Here is a 15325-nt window from a genome sequence, read left to right on the forward strand (position 1 = left end):
ATACATTGCCGATCCGGCAAAGCTTTCGGAGACGACCCATCGATACCCTCGCCGCGATCGATCCATCGGTAGACCCGGCAGAAACCGCAGCGCCGCCTGTGCCGCAAGGCGGGCTGGAGGTGGTGTCCATCGCCAAGAGCTATGACAAGCGGGCGGTGCTGACGGACATCTCACTGTCGGTGGCGAAGGGCGAGGTGCTGGGACTGCTCGGCCCGAACGGTGCGGGCAAGACGACCTGTTTCTATTCGATCATGGGGCTGGTGAAGCCCGATTCCGGCCGCATCCTGATGGACGGCGTGGACGTGACGAAGCTGCCGATGTATCGCCGCGCCATCCTCGGCCTCGGCTACCTGCCGCAGGAAACGTCGATCTTTCGCGGCATGACGGTTGAGCAGAACATCAACTGCGTGCTCGAACTGGTCGAACCGGACAAAGCCGTGCGCGCGCAGGAACTGGAACGGCTGCTGGACGAATTCGGCCTGACACGCCTGCGCGAAAGCGCGGCAATGGCGCTTTCGGGCGGTGAACGCCGTCGTTGCGAAATTGCCCGCGCACTGGCGGCGAAGCCTTCGATCATGCTGCTGGACGAACCGTTCGCAGGTATCGATCCGTTGTCGATCGGCGACATCCGCGATCTGGTGATCGAGCTGAAGAGCCGCGGGATCGGTGTGCTGATCACCGACCACAACGTGCGCGAAACCCTTGATATCGTCGATCGTGCCTGCATCATCTACGGCGGGCAGGTGCTGTTCGCCGGGTCGCCCGAAGACCTCGTCGCGAACGAGGACGTGCGCCGCCTCTACCTGGGTGAGGGCTTCACGCTCTGAAGCCGATGCGCAGTTCCTGACCGATGGCATTAGGCCCCCGCCTCGACCTACGGCAGACGCAATCGCTGGTGATGACACCGCAGCTGCAGCAGGCAATCCGCCTGCTTGCGCTGTCGAATCTCGAACTCGAATCCTTCATCGCCGATGCCGTTGCCGACAATCCGATCATCGACCTTGCCCGCGAAGAGGGGGAGGAGCGGCGCGATGACGCGGGCGAGGAAGCCCTGCACGAAGCCGTGCCAGACCAGGCGACTGGCGACGGGGAGGCGGCACTCGACATCGCGGGCGAGATGCTGGACCGCGATGTCGACACAGGCGCGGGCCTCGGCAGCGGTTCGGGTGGCGGCGTGGTGGAAGGCTTCGATGCGATCGAAGCCGCGAGCGACAGCGCGGAAACGCTGGCCGATCATCTCCACGCCCAGATCGGGGCGGGAGGAGGCTCTGCCACGGAACAGTTCATCGCCCACCAGTTGATCGACCAGCTGGACGAGGCCGGTTATCTTACCCTGCCGCTTGCCGAAATCGCCGAACTGCTTGGCGTCTCCGTCGATCAGGCAGAGGCGGGCCTGAGGCTGGTGCAGGCGCTGGATCCCACCGGTGTCGGTGCGCGCGACCTTGCCGAATGCATCGCGCTTCAGGCGATCGAGGCGGACCGTTACGACCCCTGCATGAAAGTGCTGATCGCCAATCTCGACCTGCTGGCACGCGGCAATCTTGCCCAGTTGAAACGCATGTGCCGCGTTGACGACGAGGATCTTGCCGACATGATCGCGGAACTGCGCGGTTACGATCCCAAGCCGGGGTGCAGCATCGGCGGCGATGCCGCGCCGCCGGTCGTTCCCGATGTTTTCGTGCGCCAGGGCAAGGCGGGCGGCTGGGCGATTGCGCTGAACCGCGAAACGCTGCCGCGCCTCGTGATCGATCGCGAATATTACACCAGCCTGAAAACCGGCTGCGGCAAGGACAAGGCATCGCGCGGCTGGCTGGGCGAAAAGCTGGCCGACGCCAACTGGCTGGTAAAGGCGCTGGACCAGCGGCAGAAGACGATCCTGAAAGTCGCGAGGGAAATCGTGCGGCGGCAGGAGGGGTTCTTCCTGAAAGGTGTCAGCGCGCTGGTGCCGCTTACCTTGCGCGACGTGGCAGAGACGGTCGGCATGCACGAATCCACCATCAGCCGCGTGACTTCGAACAAGTTCCTCAATTGCGGGCGCGGCACGTTCGAACTGAAGTACTTCTTCTCCTCCGGCGTTGCGAAAGCGGGCGGCGGCGAAGGCGAGGGCGCGTCGGCAGAGGCGGTGAAGGCCGCGATCCGCACGCTGATCGATGCGGAGGAACCGGACGCGATCCTGTCCGACGACACGCTGGTCGACCTACTCAAGGAAAAGGGTTTCAGCCTCGCCCGACGCACAGTCGCCAAGTATCGCGAGGCGATCGGGCTGGGCAGTTCGGTGCAGCGCCGCCGCCAGAAACGGTTGCAGGGCGCGCGCTAGCCTTCGGGCCGTTCCTCGAACATGTGGGCGATCATCGACTGCAGGTTATCGTCATAGCGGGCGAGTATTGTGCGGTCTTCCGCCGTGTCCCAGTGCGTGACCAGCTCGCGCCCGTTCCAGAAATGCAGCGCATAGGCCGGCGGGTCGGCAACGATCAGCGGGCGCAGGTCCGGCGTTTCGACATCGATATCGGCAAATTCCAGCGCAACCTGCGGCGCGGTGGACGGTGTCGTCACGACCTCCAGCCCCATCCACGTGCTGGCCGATGCGCGATGAATATGCCCGCAGACCATCGTGTGGACGTTGTCGCGATCTTTCAGGCACGCGCCAAGCCGCTGCACCCATGGCTCCTGCGGTACTGTCGTCATCCACGGAATGCCCGAATCGAAAGGCGGGTGGTGCTGCACGATGATCGTCGGCGTCTCCGCGTCCTCGTCCAGCCGCTCTGTCAGCCACTTCGCCCGCGTGTCGCAGAAACCGCCGCCGTGGCGTCCGACTTCCAGCGTGTCGAGCACCAGCAGCCGCATCGGGCCGGTGCGCAGCTCGTATTGCAGGAAACCGTCGGTGAAGGTGTGTTCGGGGAAGACCTCGGCAAAGTTCGCGCGGTCGTCATGGTTGCCCAGCGCCATGTGCCAGGGGGCCGGAAACCCCTCCAGCGCCTCCCGCAACCGGCGATAGGAATCAACATCGCCCCGATCGATCAGGTCGCCCGTTAGCAGCAGCATCGCGGGTAGGGGATCGAGGTTCGCCAGCCGGTCCAGCGTGCGGTCCAGCCGCTGGCGGTTGAACTCGCCGGGCGAGTCCGGCTCGAAGCCGAGGTGGATATCGGTGATCTGGGCAATCAGCATCGCATCACCTCATCGACACCTGCTTGCGCCGGTCGGCATCGGCATCGGCGATTGTTTTCGGCGTCTTCGGAGGCTTCGCCATCCACGGCGGGCCGTCGTCTGCGTGATAGTCGTGGCACATCGCGCAATCGCTTTCGACCGGATGCTTCACCTTGGCCAGCGAGGCGCCGGTCCCGCCGACGTGGCAGGTGCGACATCCGCCTTCGCCGCCAAGTCCGGGAATCAGGACACGGCTGGCATCATTGCTCTGCAATGCGTCCACGTGGCAGTCGGTGCACTCGTACTTCGTGTGCGCGTCGTGGGTGAACCAGCCCTTTTCCAGATAGCGATCGTTCTGCACGGCAGGCACGATGCCGAAGCCGTTCGTGACCGCAGGGCCATCGCGCGTGATCACGTGGCAATCGAAACACGCCCCGCCTTTGGAAAAGACGCGGGTGACGGCCCCGTCGGCGCGGGTCGGGTAGAACTGCACCGCGCGGGCGAAATCGCGGGCCGTGCGCTGCGATGCGCCATCACCGGGCGAACGGCGCGACATGCCCGAAAGACTGGCGGGACGCGGCAGATTGCCGGAACGATAGAAGGCGCGCAAGTCGGCGGCGACCAGTTCGGGCTTGCCGTGGCGCAGCGTACGGGTCGTGCCGTCGATCATCTCCAGCCCGAGTGCGTGGCAGGACTGGCAGGAATCCTCCATCTTCACCGGCTCGAACCGGACCTTGGTGGAATCGAGCGTGTGACAATCGGCGCACTGCATCGCGTCGCGCCCGTCGTATTCGCCCGCGCGGCGGCGGACCATCTGGGCAACGCCGCCGGTCTTGCTCATGTGCTGGGCATGCGTGAATTTGAGGCCGTGATCCTCTCGCGCATCAACAGTCAATGCCATGCGCCGGTAGACCGGCTTCACGCCTGCCTGCGCGATCAACGCGGGATGGAACTCGGGATGGCCGGTCCCAAAGTCGCTTGCATCTGGCAGTTTCGTGTCCGGCAATCTCTTGCTCATCCCGTCATGGCAATCGGTACAGAACTTCTGTGGGGTGTCCTCCATAGCATCGGCGCCGGTATGCTCGATGTGACATTCGACACACCTGCCGGCCGGACGGTTGAAACCTTCGGCCACGGCACGCTGGAACTGCCCGAACGCGCCGGGTTCGCCGCGCGCCGCGACAAGGCGGGCAGTGGCTTCGTTTGTCGCAAGGCCGGAGATGTGCGCGTGGGCATCATCCTCGTGGCAGGTCATGCAGGCATTGTCGCGCACCGCCACGAAGGCATCGACGTGACAGGCCTGGCAATCATCCTTCAACCCCTTGTGCGCAAGGGTGAGGTCGCCCGAAGACCAGATCTCGTCCCCGTGATAGCCGCTGCCCCGCTCCTTCTCGCCCTTGTGCGTCATGTAGGCGCCGATCGGCCAGGCAAGGCAGGCGATGAGGACGAGGACAGCAAAGCCCCACGCCGACATGCGCTTGCCGGGCAACAGGCCCTTCAACGTGTAGACGCTGCCGAGGTCTTTCTCTTCCGACACATCGGAAATCGCCTCGACCCGGCGGACGGTGAAGACGGGCGCGCCCCCTTCGCCGCGTTCGACATTGATGCGGTGGCCACCGAAGGTCAGTTCCGCGCCGCGTGTCAGGTCGATCGCGCGGCGGTTCACGCTGCGTCCGTTCACTTCGAACGGTTGCTGACCGATCGATTCCACGAACAGCTCGCCGTCCTTCATCACCGCGCGGGCGTGGCGGGGATCGACGGCAAGGTCGGGCAGATGAATGTCGCAGGCGGCATCGCGCCCGATGGAGAGCGTGTCACCCTCCACCGTGGCGGGGCGGACGATTTCCTCCCCGTTGGCTTTCAGCGCGATCTGGCGGACGAGAAAGGTCATGCGCTCGCTCTCACCAGTAGAAGAACACGGAAACGATATGGGCGGAGAGCGCGGCGAGCAGCGCGAAAGTCACCGGCACGTGGACATAGAGCCACAATTGCAACAGTGACTTCAACCGCAAGTGTCGGCGCAGGCGGGCCAGCATCGCTTCCTTGCGGGTGAGCAGGGCATCCACCCGGTCCAGCGGATCGTCGGCCACGCGCGGGCGGAATGCGCGGGCTTCGCGCAAGGTGGCGGACGCCCGCCGCGTTTCGCAGTTCGGATAGCGCGCGGTTATGCGGTTCCACACCGATCCCGCGAAGGGGTCCTGCTCGAGGCTCTTTTCGACAACCGCGGCGTCTTCCGCGGTCAGCGGCTGGGCCGCGTCGTGGATCTGGCGGTCGAGGCTGCGCAGCTGTTCGATCATCTGCTTTTCGGTGACCGCGCCGTCTTCGTCATAGCGGTTTTCGGACAGTGCCTGCGGCAAGGTCCAATAGAACCAGATGCCGAACATGCCCGACACGATGACGATCATCATCAGCGCCCAGGCAAGCGTGTGGACATTCCAGCCAAGGTCGAAACCGGTGTGCAGCGTGGCGACGACGATCAGCGACAGTCCGAGATAGACATGCGCGCTGGTCCATGCCTTGAGGCTCCACGTCCCCGGCGTCATCGCGCGTTTGCGCACGCCCAGCAGCATCAGCCACACGATCAACCCCGCACCGATGGTGCCGAGCGTATATCCGAGCCACGTCCCGCCGAAATGCTGCGCGGGTAGGGGCGCGAAGACATAGGCGAGTAGAGCGACAAGGCAGAGCAGCCCCGCGATCTTCCACCAGCGACCGTTGGCATAGGACAGGAAGCTGTCGTGGCTCGTCACCTTGTTCCGGCGTGTGCGGCGGCGCAGGCCAAGCTTGCCCTTGGGCGTATCGGTCGTGGTCGTATCCTCGGCAGTCGCCGCGGTTTCGTTCGGCTCAAGTCCCGGAACGCTCGCCATCACGCGCCCTCCGTTTCGGACTTGAGGCGCGCGACGGTCAGGAACTCGTCGGGCGCAACGCGGATCGCGGCGCCGGTCGGGCAGGCGCGGACGCAGGCCGGACCGCCGTCGATGCCGGCGCACATGTCGCACTTGATCGCCTTCTTGCGGTCCAGCGCCTCGTCATGCGCGGGATCGCCGTTGTAGGGCATGTTCTTCTTGGACCACTTGTAGGGCGGCTCCCCCGGTCCCGGCCCCTTGCCGAAGAACAGCCACGACAGCAGCGAGGGTTTCTTCGGCGGCACCTTGTCCATGCGGATCACGCCATATGGGCAGTTGCGCTGGCAATTGCCGCAGCCGATGCAGGTGTCGTCGATGAAGACTTCGCCGTCCGGCCCGCGGTGGATCGCATTGGGCGGGCAGTCGGCCATGCAGTGCGGATGTTCGCAGTGGCGGCACGATGTCGGAACGTGAAGATGCGCGAAGCTCTTGCCCGCCTCGCGGTCCAGCCGCGACAGCCCTTCGTGCGCATCGGCGCAGGCCTTTTCGCAATTGTCGCAGCCGACGCACAGCTTCTCGTCGATCAGCAGCACGTCGGTTGCTTCGCCAAGGCCCTGCGACACGAGGAATTTCGCCTGTTCGGAATAAAGGTCGACGACGCCCGAGAAACTGTCCTTCTTCGATTCGATCAGCGCGTTGGTGCGGCGGCGCACGTCCATCTCGCCGCGGGCCTTGTCCATCAGCGCGGGCTTTGCGGCGAGCACGCGCTCGAACGCCTCGCCGTCGATCTCGATGACCTCGCTCTTGATCGCGGCGCGGACCGTAGCGGTACGCTGGCCGCCGTCGATCAGCGCCATTTCGCCGACGTATGATCCGGCGGGCAGGTAGGATAGGAAGACCGGCTTTCCGCCCACTTCCTTCTCGACCACCATCGATCCGACGCGGATGACGAAGATGTTCTTGCCCTCTTCGCCCTCGTTGATGATCGCGGTGCCGGCAGGCACGGTGCGGATCTTCGCGGTTTCGACCACTTCGGCGATGTCGGCAGGCGTCAGGCCCGACCCGAACATCTGCAGCAGCTGGCGCTCGGTGCTGATACGCTCGATCTCGCGCTTGGCGGGCGGGACCTGGCTCATCAGTTTCAGCGCGGCATTGCGGCTGATCTCGACGCAGATCGTCGGCTCTGCCGCCACGATCGTCGCGCCGCGGCGGCGGCCCGAAATCAGGCCGACTTCGCCGAAGATCGTTCCGGCAGGGATGGGCACGACCTTCGATGCATCGTTCGGGTCGATCTGCACGTGGACCTTGCCCTCGGCAATCGCGAACAGCGAGGATCCCGGTGCGTTCTTCTCGAACACGACTTCGCCCGGCGCATAGCTGCGGACGTCGCTGTCCAGCATGAACTCGCGCATCTGCAGCGGGCTCATGTCCTTCAGGATCGAGATGCTGGTGCGCAGCACTTCTAGCCATTCGTCGACCGAGCGGCCCTTGGGCAGACCTGCGAACTTTTCGGCCAGAAGCGGCTCGTCCGCCGGTTTCAGGTCGGTATTGCCGTTGATGAACTCTACGACGTCATAGCCCTGGTTCATGCAGTGCTTGATAAGCGGATATCCCGCCAGCGCGCCGATGACGAACATGCCGGGCGCGGTCGTTTCGAATACCGGCGACAGTTGCGGGAAGGCCAGCCGGTCGTCGCTGGTAAAGGCGATGCCGCAATTCTCGACGAAAGCGCGGGGCGGGGCCGAACCGATACGCGCGATCACGCGGTCGCAGCGGATCTTCTCCTCGCCGTCGCGGGTCGACAGGGTCGCCCAGCCGGGTTCGAGTTCCTTGACCTCGGTCTCATAACGGATGGTCAGCTTGCCGTCGGCATCGTCCTCGACCAGCGCCTTGGCGTTGGGTTCTTTTGCATTGGCAAAGCTTTCGCGAACGTTCGTGGACTTCGGCTTGCGGTTGAGGATGGAGACGACGTTGCCCTGCGCCGAATCCTCGGCAAGGCCGCGCGCATTCTCGATACCGGCGTCGCCCACGCCGACGACGATGACGTGTTCGTCCAGAACTTCGGTCGGGTCGTCCAGCTGATAGGTCACGTGCGGCAGGTCGCCGCCGGGGCAGCGCATCAGGTTGGGATTGCCCTGCGTGCCGATGGCAAGGATCACCGTGTCAGCGATCAGTTTCTCGCCGCTGGTCAGTTCAAGTTCGTAGGGGCCTTCGTGACGCTGAAGTTCCTTGACATCCTTGGTGCCGTCGCGGTTCCGCTTCACGATCTGCTGCACGCTGCCGGGGATCGCGGGGCCGGTGCCGCGGATCGCCTTCACCTCGGCATTGTACTTGACGTTGATGCCCAGTTCGGCGGTGCGCGAATTCCACCTGTCGAGGATGTCCTCGCGCTTGCCGGCGTCGAATTCCTGGTCGGAACGCAGGATAAGCTGCGACGGCGTGGCCATCACGTGCTTGCCCTTCTGGTACTTGTAGATCGTGTCCGACAAATGGTCGGTCTTTTCGAGCAGGACGTGGGGCATGCCCAGAGCGGCGGCGCGGCTGGCCGCGCTCATCCCCGCAGGGCCAGAGCCGATAATTGCAACCCGGAAGGTGTCGGTCACCGCTTCCGTATCCCCCTCAATGCCAGCAGGCACCGGTATTCCCGGTCCGCCTGCCCCCCGTTCCGATCCGCGTGAAAGCCTACAGAGGGTTTCTGAACGAATAAAGGACGGCTCCTAAAAAATTGTCTCCACAGGGGTTTCGGCGTGGCGCGAGGCGAGTAAACGACCGGTTGTCGGCAACATTGCGGGACATACTAGGATGAGGTGGGGGCTGATATGACGGGCGGAACGGGCACTCGGTCGATCGCGCGCTGGGCGCTGGGCGGCGCGGCACTGGTCGCGGCCCTCTCCATAGGGTTTGCCATCAGCCGCGATGGCGACAGCGGGATGCCGGCCGAAAGCGCGGCGGAGCAGGGCCAGCCTTCCGTGAGCGAGGTGATCGCGCGGCTTGAAAAGCGGCTGGCCGACAGCCCCGACGATGCGGAAGGGTGGCGCATGCTGGGCTGGGCCTATTTCCAGACCGGCCGCCATGCCGAAGCCGCGACCGCGTTCCGCCGCGCGACCAGTCTTGATCCCGACAATGCCGTATACTGGTCGATGCTGGGCGAAGCGCTGGTATTGGCCAGCCGTGACGGGGAAGGACTGCCCGCCGATGCCGAAGCCGCGTTCGACAAGGCGCTGGCGCTTGATCCCGGCGATCCGCGTGCCCGCTATTTCCGCGCGGTGGCGATGGACCTCGACGGGCGGCATGGCGAGGCGATCGAGGCGTGGTTTGCGCTGCTGGCCGACACGCCTGCCGATGCACCGTGGGCGAACGATGTGCGGCAAGTGATCGCGGATGTCGGCAAAGCCAACGGCATCGACGTTGCCGACCGGCTGGCAAAGGCGGAGTTCGCGCCGGCAACAGGCGGCTTCCAGACGGACGGGGCGGCAACCGCAACGGCCGGTATTCCCGGCCCGACGCAAGAGGACATGCAGGCCGCCCAAAGCATGTCGCCATCCGAACAGCAGGACATGATTCGCGGGATGGTCGACCGCCTTGCGGCCAAGCTGAAGGAAGACCCGCTCAACCCCGACGGCTGGATCATGCTGATGCGCAGCCGCGTGCAGCTTGGCGACATGGCAGGTGCCCGCGAAGCGCGGGACGAGGCGCTGCGCCTGTTCCGCAACGAGGGCACGACATCGCGCCGCCTGCGCGAGGCGGCTGCCGCGCTGGGCCTGTAAACGGCGAATCGGAAGTCCTTGGGAATTTTACATATTCCGCTACCGCGCCACTGCGCAGAATGCATAAATCAGGCATGCAACCTGTTGCATTTAAGACTCTATTCGGAATCGTTAACGATTTTCAGAACTTATTAACCTTTCTAAACGAATCTGCTCATGGTTAATGATTCACGCCACGGGCTTCGATTGGGGATGAGGGAAACGGAGCCGGTCACAGGAACGAGTTAAAGGGGGCACTCATGCGTATCCTACTGATCGAAGACGAACCGACGACTGCCAAGGCAATCGAGCTGATGCTCACGACCGAAGGCTTCAATGTTTACCAGACAGACCTTGGCGAAGAAGGCCTCGATCTGGGTAAACTCTACGATTACGACATCATCCTGCTGGACCTGAACCTGCCCGACATGCACGGGTATGACGTGCTGAAGAAGCTGCGCGTCGCCAAGGTGCAGACGCCGGTCCTGATCCTTTCGGGCATTTCGGAAATGGACAGCAAGGTGCGCTCGTTCGGCTTCGGCGCGGACGACTATGTCACCAAGCCGTTCCACAAGGACGAACTGGTCGCCCGCATCCACGCCGTGGTCCGCCGTTCGAAGGGCCATTCGCAGTCGGTGATCCGCACCGGCAAGCTCTCGGTCAACCTCGACACCAAGACGGTCGAAGTCGACGGCGCCCGTGTGCACCTGACAGGCAAGGAATACGCGATGCTGGAGCTGCTCAGCTTGCGCAAGGGCACGACGCTGACCAAGGAAATGTTCCTCAACCACCTCTATAACGGGATGGACGAGCCAGAACTGAAGATCATCGACGTCTTCATCTGCAAGCTGCGCAAGAAACTGGCGACGGCATGTGGCGGTGACAACTACATCGAAACCGTCTGGGGCCGCGGCTATGTGCTGCGCGATCCGGGCGCGGAGGCGCAGGCCGCTTAAGCAGCCTGCCGCAAATCGATATTCCCTGAAAGGGCAGGCGCACGCACCAAACGCGCCTGCCCTTTTTCGTTCGGCGGTGCCGCGCGGCCAACAAGTCCTTGACCGGGGGAGTGCAAGCCGCCAACGGCTGCGCCCCATGACTGCACACAAGGAAGGCGATCCGACTACGCTCAACCGGCTCTATGGCCGCGCCAAGGGCAAGGCACTGCGCGCCGGGCAGCAGGAGTTGGTCGACAATCTCCTGCCGCAAATCGCGGTTCCGGCCGAAGGTCCGGTCACGGCAGAGCGCCTGTTCGGATACGACCGCCCCCTGCATTTCGAAATCGGCTTCGGCGGCGGTGAGCACATGGCCTTTCGCGCCGATCTTCTGCCCGACCACGGCTTCATCGGGGCGGAACCCTTCGTCAACGGTGTGGCGCAGGCGCTTGTCCACGTGCGCGAAGGGACGCTGGGCAATGTGCGCATTCATCACGGCGATGCGCTGGAAGTACTGTCCCGCGTGCCCGACGGATCGCTTTCCTTTCTCTACCTGCTCCATCCCGATCCCTGGCCCAAGGCGCGCCATGCAAAGCGGCGGATGATGAACGACGGGCCGGTGGAGATATTCGCCGCGAAACTGAAGCCCGGCGGCGAATTCCGATTCGGCACGGACCATCCGGTTTACGTCGAACACGCGATGATGGTGATGCAGCGGCATACCGACCTGTTCGACTGGCTGTGCGAGAAGCCCGACGATTTCCTGACGCGCCCTTCCGGCTGGCCCGAAACCCGTTACGAGGCCAAGGCGCGAAGGCTGGGTCACGAGGTGTGGTACTTTAGATTTAGACGACGCTAAAGTGCGAAATCCTTGTAAAACAATGTACTTAGCTGAATCCTCCTACGCTGGCATTGCCTCCATTTCGCTCCTTTTTCCGCTTGCGTGATTACCCGGTGATTGCCAGAAGAAGGACACGAGGTTCCGGATGGCAACAGGAAAAATCACGAAAAAATCGATAGATGCGCTCGAGGCTAGCAGCTCGAGCCAATTCGTTTGGGACACTGATCTCAAAGGTTTTGGCGCCAAGATTACGCCTTCAGGAAATATCTCTTACGTCCTTCAATTCAGGATGGGCGGGCGCGAGACAATCGCACGGCGTTATACGATCGGCGCACATGGGTCTCCGTGGACACCTACGACGGCCCGCTCGGAAGCCGAACGCCTTCTCCTGCTCGTCGGCCAAGGCGTCGATCCAGTGGAGGCTGAAAAGCAGAGGCGCCGTGAGGCCGTCGATCTCGCCTTCGACAATTACGCGCGGCATTTCACCCATTCCTGCAAAGGCGAGGGATGGAGACGTCTGGTCGAACGAGTGGTCAGGCTTCATCTTGAGCCGGTTCTACGCAAGAAGCCGCTGCCTTCGATCACCAGGGCAGATATCGTATCCGTTCTCGACCAGATGCCGGAAGAGCAGGTCGCCAATCGCCGGAACGTATTTGCAGTGATGCGCCGTCTGTTCCGCTGGGCTATCAGTCGCGGCGATCTCGATCGCAGTCCGATTGAGGGCATGGAGACGCCGCCGCCGGTAAGGCCGCGGGATCGCTGGCTTTCTGACAAGGAGCTGCGCATGATCTGGTATGCCACGCCCGAATGCCATCCCTGTTTCGGGCCGATTGTCCGCTTATTGATTTTGACCGGACAGCGCCGCGAAGAGGTTTGCGGGATGCACTGGCAGGAGCTCGACAGAGCAGAAAGACTATGGACCCTGCCCGGCCGGCGCACGAAAAACAGAGAGTTCAACACCATTCCATTGAACGAACTCGCCATGATCGAGCTCGATCGGTTGGCAGGTGGAGGGAAATGGCCGCGCAAGGGCAGAGTGTTTGCGACTGCAAGTGGAGCGGGCTTCACCGGCTACCATAAAGGCAAGATGAAGCTGGATAGCGCCATCGAGGAAGCCGAAGGCGAACCTTTGCCTCCCTGGCGCCTTCATGACTTGCGGCGGACGCTCGCAACGAATTTCCAGCGCTTAGGTGTAAGGTTCGAGGTTACCGAGGCGGTATTGAACCATGTAAGCGGTTCACGTGCGGGCGTGGCGGGAGTTTACCAGCGCCACGATTGGAAAGACGAAAAACGCAATGCCCTTAATGACTGGAACAAGCATCTCGTGTGTGTCTTGCGTGATGCGACCACCACTACTGCGGTAGACAGCAGGTAGCACCGTCACCATCTTCCCACGCTTCCTGAATCGGGGGGCATGGGGCATCGCCATAAGAGCAGAATACACAACAGTCTCCTGCCAATGGCTGCAGTCTTTTCCGGCAATGCTGGCATTCATAAATGAACCAGCATGCGTTGGTCGGCATGGTTTCGGTGGTGGCCGCTTGGCAATGGGGGCACGTGATCGTCGAAACAATCTGCATCAGGCTCCTCCAAGCGCACGCATCAGCGGTTGTTCAATAAAGCCCCATAGCGCAGACAGGACGATCATCGCGGTGGCAATCAGCAATGTCAGTCGCGCAGCGCTGCTGCGAGCAGGTTTCTCACAGCCATCAGCACTGCAGATGCGCAGTTGGCGCACGTGAAGGAACCACCCAAAGGCCACGATTAGGAAGGCTGCGATTGTGAGCGGCAAGTGGTAGGGAACAAACCATGCGAGCCCGCCAGCACCGAGCCCGACAGCAACGAGGACCAACGGCAGGACGCAGCAGGCAGCCGCAGAGAGAAGCGCCCCTGCACTCGCCAGCATTCCAACGCCAGCAACCCCGCGATCGCTTACGCTTTTCGCCTCACCGTATTGGACAGCCTGCTCGGTCATCTTTGCCTCCGCTCGATTCGAACTGTATGTACGTCCTGTAGTAGATATAGGTTCAAGGAGATTCGGCGTGGGCCGCCTGTCGATAGGTGAATTGGCGCGCAAGACGGGCGTCCATATCGAGACGATCCGGTATTTCGAGAAGATCGGAATGCTCGGTGCGCCGGATCGTACAGCAGGCGGACACCGGGTTTTCGACGATGGGCACCTCCGCACGCTCAAATTCATCAAGCGGGCGCGCGAGCTAGGCTTTGCGCCGAAGGAGGTGCGGACACTTCTGGACCTGGGCGGTCCTGCCGAAGCATGCTGCGACGAAGTGCGCGAGATTGCAATTCATCACCTCGAAGAAGTACGGCGCAAGATCGACGATCTCACTCGCCTGGAACGGCATCTTACCGCTACCGTCGAGCAGTGTTCGGGCGGTCATGTGCCCGACTGTGCAGTCATCGACATGCTGGAGACCGCTCGGCCCTAGACCATGTATCCGATGTCAGACGCGCCGGTTGGATAGGCGAACATTGTAGTCTTCAGATCGTCCGCGGTGAGCCCATGGCGGATCGCCAGTCCGAAAATATTGATGGCCTGGTCTGCGCCGGGTCCGACGAGGTGCGCGCCCAGTATTGTCCCTGTCTCCTCTTCGATTAGTGTCTTGTGCCCGTAGACAGGTTCGGCGACCCGCCTGGCGGTGAACCACTGAGAGGTCCGCTCGCACTTTGTCCGGAATCTCAGCCCCGCCTCATTCGCCTCTGCCTCGGTGAGGCCAACGCGGGCGATAGGCGGAAGAGTGAAGGCCACGCTCGGCGCCCCTTTGTAATCGGGTTCGCGGTGATTGCCTTCGACTAGATTGGCCGCGACAACTTTTGCATCATGGCTGGAAACGGGGGTGAGTGGCGGCCCGTTCGAGGCAGCATCTCCGGCAGCGTAGACGGCCGGATTGCTTACGCTCTGCAGAAATTTGTTCAGCTTCGGCTTTCCATGTTCGGCTGCGATCCCGGCCTTTTCGAGATCGAGCCGCTCGATGGCGGGAGCCCGTCCTGCCGCATGAACGACAAGATCGGCGACGACTTCGATCGGGCCGCCCTTGCCATTCGCATGAACCACATATTTTCCGCCCGATCTTCGAATGGCATCGACCGCCGTATCGGTAATCACTCGCACACCGATCCGGTCGAACGCATCCATGAGCCAGTTCACAAGTTCGGGTTCGAACTGCGTCAACATGCGCGGTCCCCGCTGAAGGATCGTGACCTCGGCTCCCGCACGGGCAGCGATATGGGAAAACTCGGCAGCGATATATCCGCCCCCGACCAGAACGATGCGCTTCGGCAGCGAAGGCAGTTCGAGAAAGCCCTCATTGTCGATCAGGTGCTCTTCGCCTGGGATGGCTAGAGGTATCGGTCTGGCTCCCGACGCGATCAGGATTTTGCGGTATTCGATTTCATAGTCGCCTACGGAGAGCTGATTTGGCCCGGTGAATTTTGCCGTACCATGCAAGGTCACGATGCCGGCCTCTTCATACCGCCGCTCGTGCTTTTCAGGCACAGGGTCGGTAAAGCTGCGTTTGAACCGGATAAGGTCGGGCCAATCGATGCGCAGATCCCCCTTCACCCCGTGACCTGTCATGCGCTGTTTCGCGTCGATCACTTCTGCGTCGGCCACCAGCATTTTCTTGGGATCGCAGCCGCGTAGCGCGCAGGTGCCACCGAATGGCTTCTCGTCGATAACCGCGACTTTCCAACCCGCCTTCGCAACGCGCAGGGCGCAAACCATGGCTGCCGTCCCCGTACCGATTACCATCAAATCGTAGTTCATATCGATTCTCCTGCCCGGTCAATGAAGCTGGA

General features: G+C 62.7%; 14 protein-coding genes. 7 read left to right on the plus strand and 7 right to left on the minus strand.

The genetic code is table 11. The features are described from left to right. The first annotated feature begins 56 nt into the window (after positions 1–56). Complete coding sequence (gene lptB / locus A7A77_RS12030) at positions 57–827, plus strand: LPS export ABC transporter ATP-binding protein (protein WP_172799905.1); 771 nt, start codon at positions 57–59, stop codon at positions 825–827. 23 nt (positions 828–850) lie between these two features. After that, positions 851–2317, plus strand: a complete 1467-nt coding sequence (gene rpoN / locus A7A77_RS12035; RefSeq protein WP_066558377.1) for an RNA polymerase factor sigma-54 — start codon at positions 851–853, stop codon at positions 2315–2317. On the opposite strand, the gene A7A77_RS12040 is transcribed toward rpoN, so the two are convergent. Genes A7A77_RS12040 through A7A77_RS12055 form a run of 4 tightly spaced genes read right to left on the minus strand, consistent with a single transcriptional unit; the run spans position 2314 to position 8593 of the window. Further along, positions 2314–3165, minus strand: coding sequence for a phosphodiesterase (locus A7A77_RS12040; protein ID WP_066558378.1), 852 nt, complete (start codon positions 3163–3165; stop codon positions 2314–2316). The genes rpoN and A7A77_RS12040 overlap by 4 nt on opposite strands. A 4-nt stretch (positions 3166–3169) precedes the next feature. After that, entirely contained in the window at positions 3170–5035 is a 1866-nt protein-coding gene (locus A7A77_RS12045; protein WP_066558380.1) for a cytochrome c3 family protein, read from the minus strand. A 10-nt stretch (positions 5036–5045) separates the two neighbouring features. After that, on the minus strand, positions 5046–6011 hold the full coding sequence (locus A7A77_RS12050) for a hypothetical protein (RefSeq protein WP_245638466.1): 966 nt from the start codon (positions 6009–6011) through the stop codon (positions 5046–5048). Next, complete coding sequence (locus A7A77_RS12055; protein ID WP_082836095.1) at positions 6011–8593, minus strand: cyclic nucleotide-binding domain-containing protein; 2583 nt, start codon at positions 8591–8593, stop codon at positions 6011–6013. Before A7A77_RS12055 ends, A7A77_RS12050 begins: the two co-directional genes overlap by 1 nt. Before the next feature lie 216 nt (positions 8594–8809). On the opposite strand from A7A77_RS12055, the gene A7A77_RS12060 reads away from it, so the two are divergent. The 4 genes from A7A77_RS12060 to A7A77_RS12075 all read left to right on the plus strand — a co-directional run bounded on the left by A7A77_RS12060 (position 8810) and on the right by A7A77_RS12075 (position 12884). Further along, positions 8810–9757 carry a tetratricopeptide repeat protein gene (locus A7A77_RS12060; RefSeq protein ID WP_066558385.1) on the plus strand — a complete coding sequence of 316 codons (948 nt, stop codon included), beginning with the start codon at positions 8810–8812 and terminating at the stop codon, positions 9755–9757. A gap of 239 nt (positions 9758–9996) precedes the next feature. Then, the gene (ctrA, locus tag A7A77_RS12065; RefSeq protein ID WP_047819465.1) at positions 9997–10692 is read left to right on the plus strand and encodes a response regulator transcription factor CtrA; all 696 of its coding nucleotides are present in this window, start codon (positions 9997–9999) and stop codon (positions 10690–10692) included. A gap of 136 nt (positions 10693–10828) precedes the next feature. Beyond that, the gene (trmB, locus tag A7A77_RS12070) at positions 10829–11527 is read left to right on the plus strand and encodes a tRNA (guanine(46)-N(7))-methyltransferase TrmB (RefSeq protein WP_066558387.1); all 699 of its coding nucleotides are present in this window, start codon (positions 10829–10831) and stop codon (positions 11525–11527) included. Between the two features lie 127 nt (positions 11528–11654). After that, on the plus strand, positions 11655–12884 hold the full coding sequence (locus A7A77_RS12075; RefSeq protein WP_066558389.1) for a tyrosine-type recombinase/integrase: 1230 nt from the start codon (positions 11655–11657) through the stop codon (positions 12882–12884). Here the strand turns inward: A7A77_RS12075 and A7A77_RS18465 are convergent. Both A7A77_RS18465 and A7A77_RS12080 read right to left on the minus strand, forming a co-directional pair. Next, positions 12862–13089 carry a GDCCVxC domain-containing (seleno)protein gene (locus tag A7A77_RS18465; RefSeq protein ID WP_082836096.1) on the minus strand — a complete coding sequence of 76 codons (228 nt, stop codon included), beginning with the start codon at positions 13087–13089 and terminating at the stop codon, positions 12862–12864. The genes A7A77_RS12075 and A7A77_RS18465 overlap by 23 nt on opposite strands. Beyond that, positions 13089–13484 carry a hypothetical protein gene (locus A7A77_RS12080; RefSeq protein WP_066558392.1) on the minus strand — a complete coding sequence of 132 codons (396 nt, stop codon included), beginning with the start codon at positions 13482–13484 and terminating at the stop codon, positions 13089–13091. Before A7A77_RS12080 ends, A7A77_RS18465 begins: the two co-directional genes overlap by 1 nt. A 67-nt stretch (positions 13485–13551) precedes the next feature. Between A7A77_RS12080 and A7A77_RS12085 the strand changes: the two genes are divergently transcribed. Further along, positions 13552–13956 carry a MerR family transcriptional regulator gene (locus A7A77_RS12085; protein ID WP_066558394.1) on the plus strand — a complete coding sequence of 135 codons (405 nt, stop codon included), beginning with the start codon at positions 13552–13554 and terminating at the stop codon, positions 13954–13956. Here A7A77_RS12085 and A7A77_RS12090 read toward each other — a convergent pair. Beyond that, positions 13953–15293, minus strand: coding sequence for a dihydrolipoyl dehydrogenase family protein (locus tag A7A77_RS12090; protein WP_066558396.1), 1341 nt, complete (start codon positions 15291–15293; stop codon positions 13953–13955). The two genes, A7A77_RS12085 and A7A77_RS12090, sit on opposite strands and share 4 nt — an antisense overlap. Positions 15294–15325 lie beyond the last annotated feature (32 nt).

Origin of the sequence: Croceicoccus bisphenolivorans, assembly GCF_001634625.1 — a bacterium.
Classification (GTDB): domain Bacteria; phylum Pseudomonadota; class Alphaproteobacteria; order Sphingomonadales; family Sphingomonadaceae; genus Croceicoccus; species Croceicoccus bisphenolivorans.